Source organism: Campylobacter sp. 2018MI13 (assembly GCF_018501135.1).
Classification (GTDB): Bacteria; Campylobacterota; Campylobacteria; order Campylobacterales; family Campylobacteraceae; genus Campylobacter_E.
In genome coordinates this window covers 1-19,851 of the sequence record NZ_JAHCZC010000003.1, presented here as the reverse complement: position 1 = coordinate 19,851, position 19,851 = coordinate 1, and the positions used below count along the sequence as shown (strand labels likewise).

The 19,851-nt window shown below is 26.9% G+C and carries 17 protein-coding genes and 1 pseudogene; 15 read left to right on the top strand and 3 right to left on the bottom strand.

All coding sequences use genetic code 11. The annotated features are described in order from the left end of the window. Nucleotides 1–798 (bottom strand): hypothetical protein, encoded by a 798-nt coding sequence (locus KJQ99_RS00690; RefSeq protein WP_214149715.1) that lies wholly within the window; start codon nt 796–798, stop codon nt 1–3. A gap of 217 nt (nt 799–1,015) precedes the next feature. Between KJQ99_RS00690 and dsrO the strand changes: the two genes are divergently transcribed. The 9 genes from dsrO to KJQ99_RS00645 all read left to right on the top strand — a co-directional run bounded on the left by dsrO (nt 1,016) and on the right by KJQ99_RS00645 (nt 12,619). Next, nucleotides 1,016–1,762 carry a sulfate reduction electron transfer complex DsrMKJOP subunit DsrO gene (gene dsrO, locus KJQ99_RS00685; RefSeq protein ID WP_214119706.1) on the top strand — a complete coding sequence of 249 codons (747 nt, stop codon included), beginning with the start codon at nt 1,016–1,018 and terminating at the stop codon, nt 1,760–1,762. Further along, on the top strand, nt 1,759–2,781 hold the full coding sequence (gene nrfD, locus KJQ99_RS00680; protein ID WP_214149714.1) for an NrfD/PsrC family molybdoenzyme membrane anchor subunit: 1,023 nt from the start codon (nt 1,759–1,761) through the stop codon (nt 2,779–2,781). Before dsrO ends, nrfD begins: the two co-directional genes overlap by 4 nt. Then, nucleotides 2,774–5,686, top strand: coding sequence for a molybdopterin-dependent oxidoreductase (locus KJQ99_RS00675; RefSeq protein ID WP_214149713.1), 2,913 nt, complete (start codon nt 2,774–2,776; stop codon nt 5,684–5,686). The genes nrfD and KJQ99_RS00675 overlap by 8 nt, the downstream gene beginning before the upstream one ends. A 72-nt stretch (nt 5,687–5,758) precedes the next feature. Next, on the top strand, nt 5,759–6,718 hold the full coding sequence (locus KJQ99_RS00670; RefSeq protein WP_214149712.1) for a hypothetical protein: 960 nt from the start codon (nt 5,759–5,761) through the stop codon (nt 6,716–6,718). 282 nt (nt 6,719–7,000) lie between these two features. Next, on the top strand, nt 7,001–7,945 hold the full coding sequence (locus KJQ99_RS00665) for a hypothetical protein (RefSeq protein ID WP_214149711.1): 945 nt from the start codon (nt 7,001–7,003) through the stop codon (nt 7,943–7,945). A gap of 329 nt (nt 7,946–8,274) precedes the next feature. Then, a complete protein-coding gene (locus tag KJQ99_RS00660; protein WP_214120485.1) occupies nt 8,275–9,282 on the top strand; it encodes a hypothetical protein in 1,008 nt (335 codons plus the stop codon). A gap of 64 nt (nt 9,283–9,346) precedes the next feature. After that, entirely contained in the window at nt 9,347–10,312 is a 966-nt protein-coding gene (locus KJQ99_RS00655; RefSeq protein ID WP_214149710.1) for a hypothetical protein, read from the top strand. A gap of 373 nt (nt 10,313–10,685) precedes the next feature. Continuing rightward, complete coding sequence (locus tag KJQ99_RS00650) at nt 10,686–11,627, top strand: hypothetical protein (RefSeq protein WP_214149709.1); 942 nt, start codon at nt 10,686–10,688, stop codon at nt 11,625–11,627. A gap of 14 nt (nt 11,628–11,641) precedes the next feature. After that, a complete protein-coding gene (locus tag KJQ99_RS00645; RefSeq protein WP_214149708.1) occupies nt 11,642–12,619 on the top strand; it encodes a hypothetical protein in 978 nt (325 codons plus the stop codon). A 107-nt stretch (nt 12,620–12,726) separates the two neighbouring features. Here the strand turns inward: KJQ99_RS00645 and KJQ99_RS00640 are convergent, their stop codons facing one another. Beyond that, complete coding sequence (locus KJQ99_RS00640) at nt 12,727–13,698, bottom strand: argininosuccinate synthase domain-containing protein (protein ID WP_214118699.1); 972 nt, start codon at nt 13,696–13,698, stop codon at nt 12,727–12,729. Then, entirely contained in the window at nt 13,699–15,426 is a 1,728-nt protein-coding gene (gene dnaG, locus KJQ99_RS00635; RefSeq protein WP_214149707.1) for a DNA primase, read from the bottom strand. Nucleotides 15,427–15,472: 46 nt separating this feature from the next. Between dnaG and KJQ99_RS00630 the strand changes: the two genes are divergently transcribed. The 6 genes and pseudogenes from KJQ99_RS00630 to KJQ99_RS00610 all read left to right on the top strand — a co-directional run bounded on the left by KJQ99_RS00630 (nt 15,473) and on the right by KJQ99_RS00610 (nt 19,537). Then, nucleotides 15,473–16,177 carry a tetratricopeptide repeat protein gene (locus tag KJQ99_RS00630; RefSeq protein WP_214118702.1) on the top strand — a complete coding sequence of 235 codons (705 nt, stop codon included), beginning with the start codon at nt 15,473–15,475 and terminating at the stop codon, nt 16,175–16,177. Further along, nucleotides 16,174–16,563: pseudogene (rnhA, locus tag KJQ99_RS10545) on the top strand (ribonuclease HI); the annotation flags it as partial. The gene KJQ99_RS00630 and the pseudogene rnhA, both read left to right, overlap by 4 nt. Before the next feature lie 66 nt (nt 16,564–16,629). Further along, a complete protein-coding gene (gene rnc, locus KJQ99_RS10540) occupies nt 16,630–17,298 on the top strand; it encodes a ribonuclease III (protein WP_336607624.1) in 669 nt (222 codons plus the stop codon). Further along, nucleotides 17,291–18,484, top strand: a complete 1,194-nt coding sequence (gene aroC, locus KJQ99_RS00620) for a chorismate synthase (protein WP_214149706.1) — start codon at nt 17,291–17,293, stop codon at nt 18,482–18,484. Before rnc ends, aroC begins: the two co-directional genes overlap by 8 nt. Next, nucleotides 18,485–18,718, top strand: a complete 234-nt coding sequence (locus KJQ99_RS00615) for a tautomerase family protein (RefSeq protein ID WP_214118708.1) — start codon at nt 18,485–18,487, stop codon at nt 18,716–18,718. It begins immediately after the preceding gene. Nucleotides 18,719–18,745: 27 nt separating this feature from the next. Continuing rightward, nucleotides 18,746–19,537 (top strand): hypothetical protein, encoded by a 792-nt coding sequence (locus KJQ99_RS00610; protein ID WP_214149705.1) that lies wholly within the window; start codon nt 18,746–18,748, stop codon nt 19,535–19,537. The last annotated feature ends 314 nt before the right edge of the window (nt 19,538–19,851 follow it).

Sequence of the window (19,851 nt, the reverse complement as noted above, 5' to 3'; positions counted from 1 at the left end):
TTAAACTCTTTTATCATATAAATTCTCGCTATCTTTATATGCCATTAAAATAGCTAATAAATCTCTTTCATTTTTGATATTTTGAATATCAAGTTTGCTTAAAATATCTTCCATACTTTCACGAGTGCTTGTGCCTTTTACTTCTATGGCTTCGTAAGGTTTTTCTTTAGTTTGTTCTTCATCTATTTCTTTTGCTTTGTTTCTTTTAGTTTCTATCTTTTCTTTAATCTCTAAATATTTTTGCTTAAAATCATCTACTTTTAGATTATCATCTGCAAAAAGCTCCATAATCTCATCGGCGTAATCTTTAGGTATTTTAAAAAATCTACCACTTAAATCAAGCCCATCAATACTATTATCTTTTAAAAATTGAACTAAATCTTTTACTTCATCAGCACTTGCGTTGCCTTGATATGCCTTTTGATAAATACTATTAGTTTTAATGCCGAATGCTACTTGAGCCTTTAGCTTAAACTCGCTAAGCCTTGCATCATCGCCTTTTTGATATTTAAATACTTCTTCATTGCTTGGTAATTGCTCGTTTGGGTCTTTTTCGTAAGTAATTATTCCTTTTAGCATTTCGTTTTCTAAGGCTTCATAAATCTTACTGCCTTTTTCGTAAGCTCCTATTTTACTAAGCACAGCATTTGGATCATATGTGCCCCATTCATCTTGTGGGGCGTCTTTTAAAATATTTGCGATTTGTTCTTGTAGATTATCTTTAGGAGTTTGAGTGGTTAGAATTTGATTTTTAATATTTGTTTGATAATTTATATAATTGTTATTTGATATTTGCATTTTAAACCCCCGTTATTTTTCTATATCGGTAGGTTTAAAAAAATATTAATCGTTATTAAATTCTTATAAAAATTTATATAAAATTTATATATAAACTTATTGATAATAACAAACAAAAATTAGGCAATAATATTTAAACCTTAATTTATTATTAAATTTTAACATTAATTATACAATCAAAAAATATACTCATTAAAATCTAAATCAAAGGTTTTATATGAATAGAAGAGTATTTATTACAACCACATTAGCTTCATCAAGTTATGCTTTTAGCCTAAAAAATAATGGTATAGATAAAAAAGATAAAAGATATATAGGAGATAGCAAAAAACGCTATGCAATGCTAATTGACCTTAGAAAATGTATCGGCTGTCAAGCTTGCACTGCTGCTTGTATCAATGAAAATCAAGTCCCCCACGAACAATTTAGAACATTTGTTACTGAATATGAATTAAGTAAAAGCGATGAAGTATTTAAGGCATTTTTGCCAGAACTTTGTAATCATTGCGAAAATCCACCTTGCGTAAGCGTTTGCCCTACAGGAGCAACTTTTAAAAGAGAAGATGGAATAGTATTAGTAGATAATGAAATATGCTGGGGTTGTAGTTACTGCGTAAATGCCTGTCCTTATGATAAAAGATTTATTAATAAAAATACAAAAGTAGCTGATAAATGCACTTTTTGTGTGCATTTAATAGATAATAATGAATTACCAGCTTGTGTTCAAACCTGCGTTGGTAGGGCTAGAATTTTTGGCGATTTAAATGATAGTTCAAGTGAAATTTCACAAATATTAAAAGATTATCCAACAAGTGTTTTAAAGCAAAATTTTGGGACTAAACCACAAGTTTTTTATATTAATTTAGACAATGAATTAAATGAAATCAATCCTAATCATAAAATGTTTCAAGATATTTCAAAAGAATTTGATTTGGCTTTAGAAGAAGAATGGAGAATAAAATGAGTGCTGTAGTTTTAGAAGGTTTTAGCGTTCAGCGAACTTGGGCTTTAGATGTTGTGAATGATTTTTTCATAGCAGGAGCTAGTTTTGGAGCGTTTTTATGTGCTAGTTTATATTTAGTATTTGGATTGAAAAACTACAAAAATATCGCCCTATTTTCAATGATAATTTCTTTTGTTTGTTTATGTGCAATTCCTTTTAATTTAATTGATGATTTAAAACAACCTAGCAGAGTTTTTGAAATCTTTTTAAATGGTTGGGGCAATCTACCAACTTCAGCTATGAAAATAGGAATTATATTACTTATAACCTACCCTATTTTACTAATAGTATTAGCATATAATCATATTAACAATAAAAATACTAAAAAATTAGGAATAATCACACTTATTGTATCTTTTTGCATTCCTTTATACACTGGATATATTTTAGGAACAAGTGTTGGAGTTAGTTTTTGGAATACACCTGTTTTACCACTTGTATTTGCTGCAAATGGCGGTGTAGGAGGTGTTGGAATATGTGCTTTGGTCTTATTTGTATATTCAAAAATCATAAATTATAAAATCAATCTTTTTATCTTTATAAGACTTGCTAGTGCTTTAATAGTATGTGATTTATTATTAAGATTATTTTGGTTTAGCTTTATGCTTGGTTTTAATAAAGAAATTAAAGAGCTATATCAATATGTATTTATGGCTAGATTTTATGAGATTTTCATACTTGAGTTTTGCTTAATTTTTATTATTTTAATAAATCTTTTTACAAGATTAAAAAACAATCAATTCTTTTTATTACTTGCATTTTTATCTATGATAATTTATAGCTTTAGCTTTAAATTCAATGTAGTTTTTGCAGGAAATTCTATGCCAAAAATTATGAGTGGATTTTTAACATACACACCAAAAATCTTAGGTAGTGATAGTTTAGGTTCTGTATTTGGCAATTGGCTAATTTGCATAAGTTTGTTTTGTCTTTTAGTAAGCATATTAGAAAAACAAATAAAAGGAGAATTAAGTGAGTAGAAGAAAGTTTTTAATAGCATCAGGGATAACAGGCATAGCAGGAGCTTATTTTTACAATGAAACAATACAAAAAATCATAAAACCACAAACAAAAACAAACGATAGCATATATGCAAATAGCCTAAATCCAAAAATCGGCAAGTATTATTCAAGTGTTTGTAATGGTTGCGTTACTCATTGTGGTGTTAGGGTAAAAGTATTAGATAATAAGGTTTTAAAAGTTATTGGCAATCCATATAGTTTATTATCAAGCGACCCTTGGCTTAATATGAATATTAGTATAAAAGATAGTTATTTACTCACAAATCAAGGCAAAATCCATTCAAGTGTTTGTGCTAGGGGTAATTTAGTATTTGATAAATTAAATGATAAAGCAAGGGTAACTAAAATACTAAAAAGAGTTGGAAAAAGGGGAGAAAATAAATGGCAAAGTATTGAGCCTGATAAATTTTTAGATGAGATAGTAAATGGCGGAGATTTATTTAATGAAGGCTATGTAAAAGGATTTAAAGAAGTTTATAATCATACTGATTTAATAGATGAAAATGCTCCTGAATTTGGAAAGAAAGCAAATGGATTATGTATAATCGCAACAGGCGATGAAGGAAGAAAGAATTTCTTTCAAGAAAGATTTCAAAAATCATTCGGAACTATCAATTTTCACGGACACACAGCAACTTGTGGTCTTTCTATGAGAGCTGGAATGGCTGCTTTTTTAAATGATTTTGATAAATACCCACACTTAAAACCTGATTTTGATAATTGCGAGTTTTTGATTAATTTCGCAAGTGCTCCTGCTCAAGCTGGAAATCCTTTCAAAAGACAAGGATTAAAAATAGCAAATAGAAAAAGCAATAATTTAGAATACGCAACAATAACCCCAATACTTACAAATTCTACTTCAAGTGCATCTAGCGTAGGAAAATGGATTGCTATAAAGCCTGGTGGGGATTTGTTTTTAGCATTAGCCTTATTACAAGATGTAATAAATCAAAAAATTTATGATGAAGAATATCTATCTTATACTAATTTAAATGAAAACAATGTAAGTTTTTCTAATGCTGCTTATTTAGTCGTTGAAGATGATTATAAAAACTATAAAAAAGGAGAATTTTTAAGAATTAATAATGAAATTATGGTCATTAACGAGCAAGGATTAATAAGTGCAAAAGATTGTAAAAAAGCTAATATTTATTATGATGGAATAATAACTTTAGATGATGAAGCAATAAAGGTTAAAACAAGTTTTATCAAATTAAAAGAAAGTGTCAATTCAAATTCTTTAGATGATTTATTGCAAAATAGTGGCGTTAGTAAAAAAGATTATGAATATTTATTAGAAAAAATCAAAAAATATAAAAATAAAGTAGCATTTGATTTGCACGGCGGGACTATGCAAACTAATGGATTTTATACAGCTTATGCTATTTTAGAATTAGTTGGTTTGCTTGGGAATTTAAATAAAATTGGTGGAATGAGTGCTGGTGGGGGTAAATATAATGATTTGTCAGGAGAATTTGAATTAGCAAAATATAAAGGCAAAATTAAACCTAGTGGAATTAGGGTTGATAAAACTAAAAAACCTTATGAAGCAACTAGCGAATATAAAAACAAAATCAAAAATAACGAAAACCCTTATCCATCAAAACTACCTTGGTATCCACTAACTAATGCAATTTGCACCGACGCAATCACAAATGCAGCATTAAAATATCCTTACGGAATAGATATATTGCTTTCTTGGAATGCTAATATTGCTTATGCTAGTAATATGAATAATGTTAAAAATTCTTTAAAAGATAGCTCTAAAATACCATTATTCATAGCAATTGACCCATTTATAAACGAAACAAGTATGTTTGCTGATTATATAGTTCCTGATAGCGTTATGTATGAGACTTGGGGTGTTGTTAATCCTTGGGGTGGTGCTTTGAGTAAAGCTAGTCATTTTAGATTTCCTATTTTAAATTCTCCTAATGTTAAGTTTAGTAATAATGAAAGCGTATGTATGGATAGCTTTATAATTGAATTAGGCAAAAAATTAGGCTTAGCAGGATTTGGTAAAAACGCAATTAGCGATAGTGAAGGTAATTTATTTGACCTTGATAAGCCGAGTGATTATTATTTAAGAAGTTTTATAAATGTTGCGCTTGATGGTGGATTTGATTATGAAATAAACGAAGATGAGATAAAGGACTTACCATTCATTCAAGAATTAAAAGAAATTAGCCCAAAACACTATAAAAAAGCTTTATTTTGTATGGCAAGGGGTGGAAAATTTGAAAGCAAAAACAAAGCATATAACAAAAATGCCTTAGCAAAAACATACAAAAAAGAAGTAGCTATTTATAACGAAGATTTAGCACTTACTAAGGATTCTTTAACTGGGAAAAATTATAGTGGGGTTCCTTATTTTGTAAAACAAAGATTTAAAAACAATACCACATTAGATGAGTTAAATCTAAAAGCCTTTTCGTATAAATCAAATATATATTCAAGTTTAGTTGCTGCTAGTTCAAAACTAACTCATTTAAGATATTCAAACTACATTGAATTACACGAAGATACAGCAGCAAAACTAGGTCTTAAAGATAAGGATTTAATCAAAGTTATAAGAGATGATAAAAAAATAATAGGAATATTAAAAACTAGAAAAGGAATTCATAAAGAAGCAGTAGGAATTGAGCATTCTCGTGCTAGGCGTGGCGAAGGTGCTAGTGATTTTTATATTGATGGGAAATTAATTGCTAAAAATATTTCAAAAAGAACAGGCGTTAGTATCTCAAATATAATACCTGATGATACTATTCGTGGAGAAAATGCCTTAATTAGTGATTTTGTCGTAGGCTCTGTAGCAAGGCAAGGATTTGGAGTAATTATAGAAAAAATCTCAAGCTTAGGTTAAGGAATTTAAACTGATTAAATTATTTATCCTAAATAAACTATAATCCTTTAAATAAATATTAAAGGATTATTTATGATACACGATATAAGTGCTAGTAAAAATATGCCGATAGCTTGGAAAATTGATGTTAAAAAGCACGAGCTAACAGAAAAAGAGCTAAAAGATTTAAATTATCAAATAAATAAAAATATTTTTGAGATAAAGACTAATAAAGAGCAAGATTACAATGTATTTTTTAGATTTGATAGTGATAATATCGGTGTAAAAATAAATGAAAAAAATCTAAATAGATTAAAAGAATTTTTTGATAGCGATAATTTCATTGCTAATAATAAAGGCACTATTTTAGATAAAGACGCAGCAAGTTTTGTCGCTGGATGGTTTAGCAATATTGCTTATAGAGAAAATCTCTTAGCAGCTGATATTAATAACGATGGAGAATTAACGGGCAAGGAATTTAAATATACATTTACGGTATTTAGTGAAGCAGCCGAAATAGTAGTAAATGAAAAGACACTTGAAGAAGAAATAATCTCAAGTGCAATCATAGGCACATATTTACCTAGTATGGTAGCTTTGCCAGAGGGCGAGAGTATGGATATTAGTAAGGCTTTAAATATTAGTTTAAATGATGATAAAAACCTTGATGGAATAATAACATTTGGCGAATATTTAGGAGCTGATGGTAAAAATAAAATTCATAAATATACAGCTGATTGTAAATCAAGTGATGAGCGAATTAAAATTGATAGTGGCAATATTTATAAAATTATGAATATAGATAAATTCAAAGAAAAGGAATTAGAAGAATTAAAAAAATTAGCAGCCTTAGCAAAGCTAAAAAATCAAGGCCTAAAAAGTCTAACAAATGATGAAAAGAAACTCTTAAAAGACTTTAGTCTTAATCTTAAAATCAGTGAAAATAAATTAGAAGAATTAGTCGCAAATGATAAATTAAGTGATTTTATAGATTTTACGAAAGAATTTAAAAAAGATTTAAGCGATACAAAATTAATTGATATTAAAGTTTAATTTTTTATTTTTAATTAATTGTTACTAAAAGTTACAATATATCAAAACATTAAATAAAATAATAATAGTATTAATTAAAATCAAATTATAATAATTCAAATCATTTTTTAATGTATTAACTTAATTTGCATTACGAATGTTAGTGCATATTTTAAAAAGTATTAGTGCTTTAATATTGCTTTTTAAGTGTAAAAAATAGCTATATGATTTTAAAAATGTCTTGATTAATTAGCTAGTAGAATAACTATCATCTAATTTAGTCATAATTTTAAAGGATTTTTTATGAGACATTATCTAGGAAACTATTTAAATACGCCTATAGCTTGGCAAGATAAAATTAATTCAAATTCTTTAAATTCTTTTGATTTATACAATATAAAAAATGCAATAAATATAAATAATTTTGAGATTAAGACAAATAAAGAGCAAGATTACAATGTGTTTTTTAAATTTGATGAAAGTAATATCGGAGTAAAACTTAGTGAAAATAATATCAATAGATTAAAAGAATTTTTTGATGAAGATAATTTCATTTTTAATAGTAAAGGCACTATTTTAGATAAAGACGCAGCAAGCTTTGTAGCTGGGTGGTTTAGTGATATTGCTTATAAACGAAAATTCCTTGAAGCTGATGTTGATGGTAATGGGGAGCTAAGCAATAAAGAAGGAAAAAAGACATTAAACTTTATACATGAAAGGCTTGAATATAGAAGAGATAATAAAGGTGAATATATAATCACTAATTATGTAAAAGGCTATAAAGAGAGTAAATTTTTAGCAGATAATGATGAATACTATACTGATATTAGCTATACTTTAAATGCTAGTTTAAATAATGATAAAAATCTTGATGGCATTATTACATTTGGCGAATTTCTAAATGTAGGCGAAAAGGGATATTTTGAAGATAACATAGAAGTATCTAATAATAAAAATAATAATGATTTTATTAGCTTATATAAGATTGCAAATACAGATAAATTAAAAGAGAAAGAATTAGAAGAATTAAAAAAATTAGCAGCCTTAGCAAAACTTAAAAATCAAGGCCTAAAAAGTCTAACAAATGATGAAAAGAAACTCTTAAAAGATTTTAATATTAATTTAAAAATAAGCGAAGATAAATTAGAAGAGTTAATTACAAATGATAAGCTAGGAGATTTTATAGATTTTACGAAAGAATTTAAAAAAGATTTAAGCGATACAAGATTAATTGATATTAAGGTTTGATTTTTTATTTTTAATTAATTGTTACTAAAAGTTACAATTTATCAAGATATTAAATAAAATAGTAATAGTATTAAATAAAATCAAATTATAATAATTCAAATCAATTTTAATATATTTAATTTCACAAAAATACTAGTTCGTATCATAAGTTTTGGTATTTTAAGATAGCTTTTTTGTAAGTATTCTAAGAGATATTAAAGACCAATTAATTGTGGTTATAGCTATAAATATCGCAAGTATATGTGTATGAATTATTGATTTAACGGCAGACTTTATTGCCGTTATGTTTTTAAATATTTAATTAAAGTAATAAACATTAAGGATTATTTATGAAACACTATATTAACAATACTTCTAACACTCCAATTATGTGGCAAGATAATATTGCTAAAAAAGAGTTAAGCACACAAGAACTAGCAAGTATAAATGCTAGTATAAAGAGCAATTCTTTTAGCGTTAAAACAAATAGAGCACAAGATTATAATACTTATTTTAAATTTGGTAATGAAAACATTGGAGTGAAATTAAATGAAGCTAGTATTGAAAAATTAAAAGATTTTTTTGATGAAGATAATTTCATTAAAACTAATAAAGGAATTATTTTAGATAAAGATGCAGCTTCTTATGTCGCTGGATGGTTTAGTGATATTGCATATAAACAAAAATTTCTTGAATCAGATATTGACAATAACGGAGAATTAACTCACAAAGAAGCAAGGAATACATTAAGTGGATTTGATGAAGATGCAGTTCTTATAAGCGATGAAAAAACCAAAGAAAAATATATAGTTTCAAATTCTATTACAAAAACTTATAAGAAAAGTGATTTTTTACCAAAAAATGATGGTTATTATTCAGATATTTCAAATTCTATCAATGATGCTATAAAAGATGATAAAAATCTTGATGGTATTATTACATTTGGTGAGTTTATGGATGTAGGTGAAAAGGGATATTTTGAAGATTTTATGAGCGAAAGTGGCTCTAGTGCTCCTGCAATTAGCCTTGATGATTTGATAAATGGACTTACTAAGCATTCTAGGCAGCTTGCCGAAAAAGCTGAAGAAAAATTAACTGAAGTAATAGCCAAGATTAAAAAGCTTGGAGTTGATAAGTTAGACCAAAGTGATAAAGATGTATTAATTCAACTAGGAATTGACCCTGCACCTTATGAGAGTGAATTTAAATTAAAACAGATTATAAGTGATAAACTAAATATAAGTCCTGATAAAGTAGAAAGCCTAGCAAGTGAAAATAAATTAGATGATTTTGTAAATTTTAGTGGAAATTTTGCAATAACTCTTAGTGAAACAAAATTACTTGATATAAAAGCTTAATTTTTAATTTAAATTCTTTGTAATAAAATGGGCTAGTTTATGGTAATAAACATTAAGGAACTTTATGAAAATAGATATCTCGCAAGTAAAAAATACTGCTATTGCTAGGAAAAGTGATATAAAAATTAAAGAATTAAATACTCTTGATATAAATAAATTAAATGCAAGTATTAATTCAAATTCTTTTAGCTTTAAGACAAATAAAGAGCAAGATTACAATGTATTTTTTAGACTTGATAAAGATAATATCGGGGTAAAGCTTAGTGAAAATAATATTAATAGATTAAAAGACTTTTTTGATGAAGATAATTTTATTGATACTAATAAAGGAATTATTTTAGATAAAGACGCAGCGTCTTATGTAGTGGGTTGGTTTGCTGATACGGCATATACAAGAAATTATCTTGCAGCCGATAAAGACAATGATGGAGAAATTACGGCTTTAGAAGCTTGGAATTTGTTTGACTTAGTTAATGTAAATTATGAATTATTACAAGATAAAAATAAAGAATATTTCCTAAAGGCAACAAATATAGATGAAACTTATGATTCAAATAGAATAGCTCATAGTATTGAAGGTAAGTCTGATTTAAGTGAGGCATTAGATATTATAATTGATATGGACAAAGACTTAGATGGCAAAGTTACAGCGGGTGAATATTGGAATGTGGAAGATAAAGATTATATAAATGAGTTTGGAATTGTATATGATGATGAAAATCACTCTTTTATGAGTATTCCACATAAAAAAATTAAATTTAATATAGCAGAAGAAGAGCTTAAGAGAGTAAAAGAACAAATTAAACTTAATAATATAATTGCAAAACTTAAAAAATCACAATCTTTAGATAATAACGAAAAAGAAATATTACAAAAATTTAATATCCAAAATATAAGTAATGAATTAAAAATAAGTGAAGATAAATTAAAAGATTTAATTACAAATGATAAGCTAGGAGATTTTATAGATTTTACGAAAGAATTTAAAAAAGATTTAAGCGATACAAGATTAATTGATATTAAGGTGTAATTTTTTATTTTTAATTAATTATTACTAAAAGTTACAATATATCAAAACATTAAATAAAATAATAATAGTATTAATTAAAATCAAATTATAATAATTCAAATCATTAATGAAAGTAGATTTTCAATGAAAAAAAGTAGTTTTAGCTATTTTAGCTTTTATTACGAATGTAAGTGCGTATTCTTGGTATAGTTATACAAATGGTTATAGCTTTCTTACTTGGTCAGGTGTTTGGGGTTCAGCTTTTAATTCTTCAGCAAGAGATAGAGTAATGCCACAAAAAGAAGGCTGGAAACCACCTAGATTACCAAAATATTAAAATATAAATTAATATACTTTTACTAAATTACTTTAGTAAAAGTATTAAGGAAAACTTATGAAAATAGATATCTCGCAAGTAAAAAATATAGCAATGTCTTGGGCTGATAATGTTAAAACTAAAGAATTAAATACTAAAGATATTAGCAATTTAAAAGATAATATAAATAAAAATAATTTTGAGATTAAGACAAATAAAGAGCAAGATTACAATGTGTTTTTTAAATTTGATGAAAGCAATATCGGAGTAAAACTTAGTGACAAGAATATTAATAGATTAAAAGAATTTTTTAATGAAGATAATTTCATTGATACTAGCAAAGGCATTATTTTAGATAAAGATGCAGCAAGTTTTGTAGCTGGGTGGTTTAGTGATGTAGCGTATAAGAGTAATTTTTTAGCAGCCGATAGAAATAACGATGGAGAAGTAGATAAAAAAGAAATTGATTATACTATCTATGCATTTGCTTTATATATAGAGCCAACTAAAGATGGTTCAGGACAAGCTACTAAAGTTGCAAGTTATATTCCAAGTATTTTTGCTATCAATAAAGATAATGTAAGCAGTATTAGCAAAGCACTTGATAAAACTATTAGTATGGATAAAAATCTTGATGGTTATATAACAATTGCTGAAAAATATGATTTTAAAGATATTGTTTATGAATACGGAGTATTTTTAGATAGTCAACCTTTTACAAGTATTCCACTCCACAAACAAGCTAATGTTGATATGGCAGAAGAAGAAATTAAAAGAGTAAAAGAACAAATTAAAATTAATAATATAATTGAAAAACTTAAAAAATCACAATCTTTAGATAATAACGAAAAAGAAATATTACAAAAATTTAATATCCAAAATATAAGTAATGAATTAAAAATAAGCGAAGATAAATTAAAAGATTTAATTAGTAATGATAAGCTAGGAGATTTTATAGATTTTACGAAAGAATTTAAAAAAGATTTAAGCGATACAAGATTAATTGATATTAAGGTTTGATATTAGGAGATTTTATGAGAATTAGTGGTTTTGATGTTGATATTTCAAAAGTATTTGATACTAGCTATCATAAGGCGAATTTGAGTAATTTTCACAATTTAAATCAAGAGCAAATTAATGCTATAAAAGATGATATAACAAATCAAAATTATGCTCTAAAAACAAGTGATAAAGACAATATAAATGTTGTTTTTAGTTTTGATAATAATACTCAAGGAGTTAATCTTAGTCAAAATACTATTGAAAAATTAATGGCTCATTTTGATAAAGCTGATTTTATCTTAAGTGATGATAAGCTTATTTTAAATGGTAATGCTGCTAATTTTGTCTCAAGCTGGTTTAAAACAATTGCTTATGATTTAGGACTTGCAAAAGCTGATAGCAATCAAGATGGTAGGATAAATAATGATGAATTAAGTAATGCAAGGCTTGAAGTTGGGGTTTATGGCGAGTTTAATGGATATATTTATGTAGTAAATAAATTAAGTGATGAAAGATTTATAAATACTAAAACATATGATAAATTAACCTTAGAAATTGGCACAAGTATTAGCGAGTATTTAGATAGTGTAATATCTAGTGATAGGGATTTTGATGGGGTTTTGAGTTTTGCTGAGATTAATTTTGAAAATATTAGCGAAGAACAAGATTATAAAAGTGAATTAAAAGAGAAAAATACAGATATAAAACGCTATCAAAATGAATTTCAAAGGTCAATTGCTTATTTTACAAAAGAAGGTCAAAGTACCGAAGAAATCAAAAACAAGCAAAAAGAAAAAGAATTAGAACAAGCCGAGCTTTTAGCAAAACTTATGCAAATAACTCAAAAAATCAAACAACAAGGTTTAAATTCACTTACAAGTGATGATAATAAAATCTTAGAAAAATTAGGCAAAAGTGCAAATGCGATTGCAAATAGTGTAGAAATTGACTTAAGTATTAGTGTGGTAGAAGATTTAGTAAATAACAAAATCTTAGATATAAAAGTCTAGTTTTATGATTTTATTTATGTTTAAAATTAAGTTATTTTGATACTTATATAAAATCTTAGAATTTGAAATTCTTATTTTAAATTCTAGAATTTCAAATAAGAATTTCATCAAACTATAAAGTATTTTTGAGCATCATCTTTGCTAAGTGCATTAGCAAAATAATTATTTTGCATAAATTCACAATCTTTATTAGTAGGATTTTTTGCATATGCAAGTGCTAAAGAACAAGCAAGTTTAATATCTTCTAAACTAGCGTCATTGTCAAGTAAAGAAATAGCACCTATTAAATCGGTTCTAATTTCGCTCATTTTTATCTCTTCATTATCTAATAATTTTAAGATTTTTAGACCTTCTTCTTCATTTCTTGAAATTATCATTTTAGCACCATTTGGCAGTCTTAAATGTCTTCCATATCTTAACAATTCAGCGTTTTTACTATCTAGCGTTTTGTATTTTAGATAATCTTGGATTTTGTTTTTATATGCTTGTAAGGTTAGCAAACACCCACCAGCAGGGCTTTCATAATCGCTATAACCATAAACTTTTGCAAGTTCCATTTGTCTAGTTCTACCCCTACCACTAAAATCAAATAATTTTTCTCTATCAACCCAGCCTTTAAGTTCAGGCATAGTAGGTGCTAGTAATTTTGCACTAAGTGGGCGTAAAATGATATTATTTAAATCTTCGCTAAGTTTTGCAACACTATTTAATGCTTGTGCTCTTTGGCTCATTGGACGCTGACCTAGCACTTCTCCACTAATTACAAAAGAAGCACCTAAATCATCACACATACTAAGAGCAGTTTTAAACATATACCCATGACAATCAATGCAAGGATTAATAGCCTTGCCATAGCCATATTTTGGATTTAACAATACATCTTGTAAATATTTACTACTAATATCAACAACCCTAAAACTAGCTCCAGCCATATTTGCACGACGCTCTAAAAGGGCGAAATTCTTTCCGCCAAACCCTGTATCAATGTGAATAGCTTCAACTTCTATTCCTTGCTTTGCAATGGTAGTGATTGATAACATACTATCAAGACCACCACTAAATAAAGCTAATGCTTTCATTTATTCTCCTAATTTTCTTATATTATCTTTAAGCCTTGCTCTTTCATCATCGCTTAATTGCTTATTATGATTTGCTATTAGTTCTACTAGGCAATGATAAGCCTTTTTTAAACCATCATTACTATGAATTAATTTATGATTTTTTATTAATTCTTTAGCGTAATTTTTAAAAAGCAAGGCGTTTAGGATATTACAACTTGCGTAATAATTGGCTAAATTATTAAAAAATACTAAGATATTATCTACTTTTTTAGTAGGGTGAATATTGTTTAAAAACTCTAGCATATTAGCATTTGCGTAGTTTTTATTTAATACATCATCAATTAAATTATTATGAAAATATTCTCTTAAAATAAGAATATTAAAATTAGCTTTTGAAATAGCTAAAAAATAAATTATCGCATCTTCTAAAGAATTGCTTTGAGTTTGTTTAGCTTGTGGTTTTTTATCTATTACTTTTGCTTTTATTCCGTTTAATAAATCAAAATCAAGCCCATAATTTTCGCAAAATATTTTAAGATGAGTATTGGCTAAAAATTTATCAATAGTATTGGTGTAATTTAGCACAGCTGAATATGCTTGTTTGATTAAAAATGGCTCAATTTTGCTTATGCTTAATTTGTCTATATAATCTAAATTCAATTCTTTTTTAAATATATATTCAATACAAAAACTAATTATATTAATAGTATTATTTAGTTCGGTTTTTAGCTTTAATTCTTCATTATTTTCAATGTATTCGCCTGGGTCTTTATATGTTTTTAGCCTTATTACTTCGGCGTTGTAGCCAAATTTACTCAATAAAACTCCCGCTTTAAAAGCAGCTGCATTTCCCGCTGTATCTTTATCAAAGCATAAAGATACAAAACAATCTTTTTTAATTAATTTTAAATGCTGCTCTGTTAGTGCAGTTCCTAGCACTGCTACTGAATATGTAAGTCCTGCTTTATGAAGACTTATTGTATCCATATAGCCTTCGCAAATTATCATTCTTTTGTGTTTATTAATATCATTTTTTGCTAGATGATAAGCGTAAAATATACTACTTTTATCAAATAGTTTTGAAGCGGGAGAATTTACATATTTTGCAGGATTTTGTGGATTTAATGTGCGTCCTCCAAAACCTACTAAATAACCTGTATTATCGTAGATTGGAAAGGTAATTCTTTCTATAAAAGATGGATAAATTCCATTATCGTTTTTTTTAACTACCCCTTCTATTAATGCTTGCTCTAAAGCTATATTTGATTTTTGCAAAATCCTTAAAGTATCATTTGCACTTGGTGCATAGCCAAGATTAAACTTAATTCTTAAATCTCTTGTGATTTTTCGCTTTTCAAGATAGGCAATCAAATTCCTTCTGATATTTAATTCACTTATATAATATTCGTTGAGTATTTTACAAGCGTCGTTGTTTTGAATAATTTTTGTTTTTTTATCATCTTCTAAAATAAAGCCATAAATATTTGCTAATTCTTTTACTGCTTCTATAAATTCTAAATTATGATATTTTTGCATAAAGCTAATAGCATCACCATTCGCCCCACACCCAAAGCAGTGAAAATATCCTTCATTTTCACGAACAGCCATACTAGGATTTTTATCAGCGTGAAACGGACATACGCACATATAATTCGCACCATTTTTATGCACGGGAATGTAGTTTGAAATCAAATCAACAATGTTAATGCTATCTTTTAATCTTTGAATGCTCTCGTTTGTAATCATAAAAGTATTATATGTATAATTAATTAATTTTATTTAAAGGATATTAGTGGATTTAATACTTAGCTATTATAGAAATCCTATTTTTGGAATTTTAGTTTTAATTAGCCTTGTTTTAATTATTGCTTTAGCTCAAATAATTTTTGCAAGTTTAAAAGAAAATCAAACTAATAAAAATATCAAAAAATATCTTGCTAATTTTAATGCAATTGAGCCTAAGTATTTAAGTAGTTTAAGTTTTGATGAAAGGCTTAATTTAGCTAATGGATTTTTTAAAGCTTCAATGTTTTTAGAGTGCAAATATGTTTTGATTAATTTATTAAATGAATTTGCAAATGATAAAGATTTATTATACTTATTATCTGTTTGTGATTTAAGGCTTGGATTATTAAACGACGCTAAACAAAATTTATTAAAGATTTTAAAATCTCGTGCTAGAGATGAATTAGCACTACTATGCCTTGGATATATTCATTTTAAATTAAATGAAATCAATGAATGCAAAGAAGTTTATAAATGTTTGTGCGTTTTAGGAGATTATGAAAAAGATTTAGAATTTATAAATAATTATAAAAGCTTTAATACTAAAAGTTTTAAAGAAATTAAAATTGATGATGAAACAATAAATCCAAATAATATCAGTCAATTTTATTTATGTAAAAATTGCTCTTCACAATCTATTTTTTACACTCCGTTTTGTTCGCAGTGTTTTAAGTGTGATACAATGCAAGCTAATTTAAGGATAAGGATATGAAAAAATTAACGATTTATACTGATGGGAGTTGCCTTAAAAATCCTGGAGCAGGGGGTTGGGCTTGGATTATTATAGATAATGATTTAATCATTAAAGATAGTGGTGGAGATAAGCTTACAACCAATAATATTATGGAATTAAGTGCCTGTATTAACGCTTTAAAAAGCTTAAAAGAACCTTGCAAGATTGATTTATATAGCGATAGTCAATATGTAGTTAAGGGTATTAATGAATGGCTTAGTGGTTGGGTTAAGACTGATTTTAAAGGCAAAAAAAATGTTGAATTATGGAAGAGTTATTTAGAAGTTAGCAAAATCCACGATATTAATGCAATTTGGGTTAAAGCTCATAATGGTGATAAATACAATGAAATGTGTGATGAACTAGCTAGAAGTATGGCACTTGAGTATGAAAATAACACTATAAATGCTAATGTAGTGCTAGAAAAAAGAATTTCAAAATATCATAAAATTGAAGAAAAACTAGGATATAAATTTAAAAACGAAACCCTATTAAATCAGGCTTTAACTCATAAAAGTTTTAGCAAAACTCATAATGAAAGGCTTGAGTTTTTAGGTGATGCGGTGCTTGATTTGATAGTAGCAAATATTTTATACAAGGATTTTTCTCGTTATAGTGAAGGGGATTTAAGCAAATTAAGAGCAGCTTTAGTGAATGAAAAGTCTTTTGCAAAAATTGCTAGTTATCTTGAAATTGGAGAGTTTTTGCAATTATCAGTATCTGAAGAAAATAACGGCGGAAGAAAAAAACCAAGCTTATTATCAGATGCTTACGAAGCAATAATAGGTGCAATTTATTTAGAAAGTGGATATGAGATTGCTTGTGCTGTTGGCTCTAAGATATTAAATGAAGTTTTTCCTAAGATTGATATAGAATTAATTAAAGACTATAAAACAAAATTACAAGAAAAAACCCAAGCAATAATGGCTCAAACTCCTGAATATAGGATTTTACACACAAAAGGGCCTGATCATAAAAAAGAATTTGAAATAGGGCTTTTTTTAAATGATGAATTATTTACAAAAGCAATGGGTAATAGCAAAAAAGAAGCAGAGCAAAGTGCTGCTAAATTAGCGTTAGAGAAGTTAGAAGATGAATAGTTTTGGAACATTTTTAAAATTTAACACTTTTGGAGAAAGTCACGGAAAAGCAATTGGAGTGGTTATTGATAACTATCCTGCAGGGGTTAGAATTGATACTGATTATATAAATTCCTTGCTTAAATTAAGACAGGGTGGTGGAGCATTTAGCACTCCTAGAAAAGAAGCTGATGAAGTTAATATTATTAGTGGAGTATTTAATGATATTAGCACAGGTGCTCCAATTTGTGTGCTAGTAGAAAATAATAATACAAGAAGTAAAGATTATAAAGAGCATTTACGCCCTGCACACGCTGATTTTACATATTATGCAAAATACGAGCATTTTGATTATCGTGGCGGTGGTAGAAGTAGTGCTAGAGAAAGCGTAGCAAGGGTTATTGCAGGTGCTTTTGCTGATTTAATATTAAAAGAATTTAACATTAGAACTTATGCTAGTATTTGTGGGGTAGGTGGTGTTAGTTTAGATGAGTTTAAATTCAGCGAAGAAGAGTATAAAAGGGCTTTAGAAAAAGATTTTAATGCTTTAGGTGATGATTTATTTAAAGAATTATTTAAAGATGAAATCACAAAGGCAAAAAATAACAATGATAGCGTAGGTGCAAGTGTTAGCGTAGCAGCATTTGGCGTAATGGCAGGGCTTGGAGATGGGCTTTATGATAAATTAGATGCTAGAATTGCTAGTGCGTTTATGGGATTAAATGCTGTAAAGTGCGTTGAAATTGGAGCAGGAAGAAAGCTTAGCTCAATGAATGGCTCTTTTGCAAATGATGAGATTTTAGGTGTTAGCAATGATGAATTAATGCAAAATCAAAATAGCTCTATTTTAAAACAAAGCCCTAATTTTAAGTCATTTAAAGTAGCAAAAACTAATATTAATAAGCCTTTATTTTTACATACTAGACATAATTTTAGTGGTGGAATTATCGGTGGGATTAGCACAGGAGAGAGTATTTATATTAAAGCTCATTTTAAGCCAACTCCATCAATTTTTAAAGAACAAACTATGTTAAATAAAGACTTTAGTCTAATAAAAGATGCAATTTATGGAAGGCACGATCCTTGTGTAGGTGTTCGTGGAGCTGTTGTCTTAAAAGCTATGCTAAGTTTTATAATAGCTGATTTTTTAATTTTAAATTCATCTGCTAAAATAAGCAATCTTAAAAAAATCTACAAAGGAGAATAAATGCCAATAATTAATGTAAAATTAGCAGCACCAATGCCAAATAAAGAAAAATGCGAAGAAATAATAAGTGATTTAACAAATTATTTTGAAACAAAATTAGGCAAAAAGCGTGAGAGAATAGTGGTAATGCTAGAAGAAATTCCGCAATCTCATATAGGTTTTGGCGGAAGAAGTGTTGAAACTATTAATAATGCTGATTTTGTTAATAATTTTAAACTTGACGATGATAGATAAAAAGCTCCCTAATTTAAGGGAGTAATTATGGAAATTTTATTAATTATATTATTTGCTATTGCAATTTTTCTTTCAGTAATTTATGGGTTTTTTTATTTTATATGGAAAGCCTTTAAAATTCTTTATGCTACTTTTCCTTTAGTGTATTTAGCAATTTTTACAATCTTATTTTTATTATTTATCAAAAAAATAAAAAAACTAAAATTCAAAACTTTTTTAACCATTAGCCTAATAATTATTAGTTTTGAAATGCTTTTTATTAGACCTGTGGTTGATTATTCTAGTTTTAATAATTTTAGTTATGTTTTTAAAAGCAATTATGAAAAAGACTTGCAAGGATATTGTGTAAAAGAAAATAAGATTTTAAGTAAAGACGAGCTTTTAAGAATAGCTACTAATGATTTTTTAGATAAAACTATAGTTTATTATAAAAATATAGCTAATAAGTATGAAAAAGACAGAGTTTATTTTTATATCCTTGATGAGGTTAAGGAATTTAATGATTTAAAATTATTTGATTTAGAAAAATTAAAACAACACAAAATAAACACTAAAAATTATTTAGCAAACTTACCAAAACTACTAGAAAAACCATTATTTTTATCTACTCCTTATAGTTTTGATATTGTATTTTTTAATGAAGGATTTAAGATAAATAATGGATATTTAGAGTTTTTATATACCAGAACAGATAGTGCTAACATAACTCATCAATTAAAATCTAGCATAGAAATAGACAATTGTGGCAATACCAATAGAGCTATTGATGAAGAGCCTTGTTTTGATTTTTTTGGCTGCAAATATAGATATAATTTATAAAATTATAAGAATTTTAATTAGGATTTTAAAAACTAAAATTTTTAATTAAATTCTTGCCGAAATATCATATTTTGTCATTAAAACTCATAAAATATCTATTTTATTACTTGATTTTTAGCATTACAATTTATATATTTTTTGAATAATGATTTATAGGCTTTTTAAAATACTATGAAATTTAAAATTAGAATTTCATCTTTTAACCCAATTTATTCATTGCATTATTAATTTAAATTAATTAATCCTATTGAAATTTTAAAAGAATTTAATTTAGTATGCTAAACCCCATTTTATCATTTCGCATTTACCTAGTT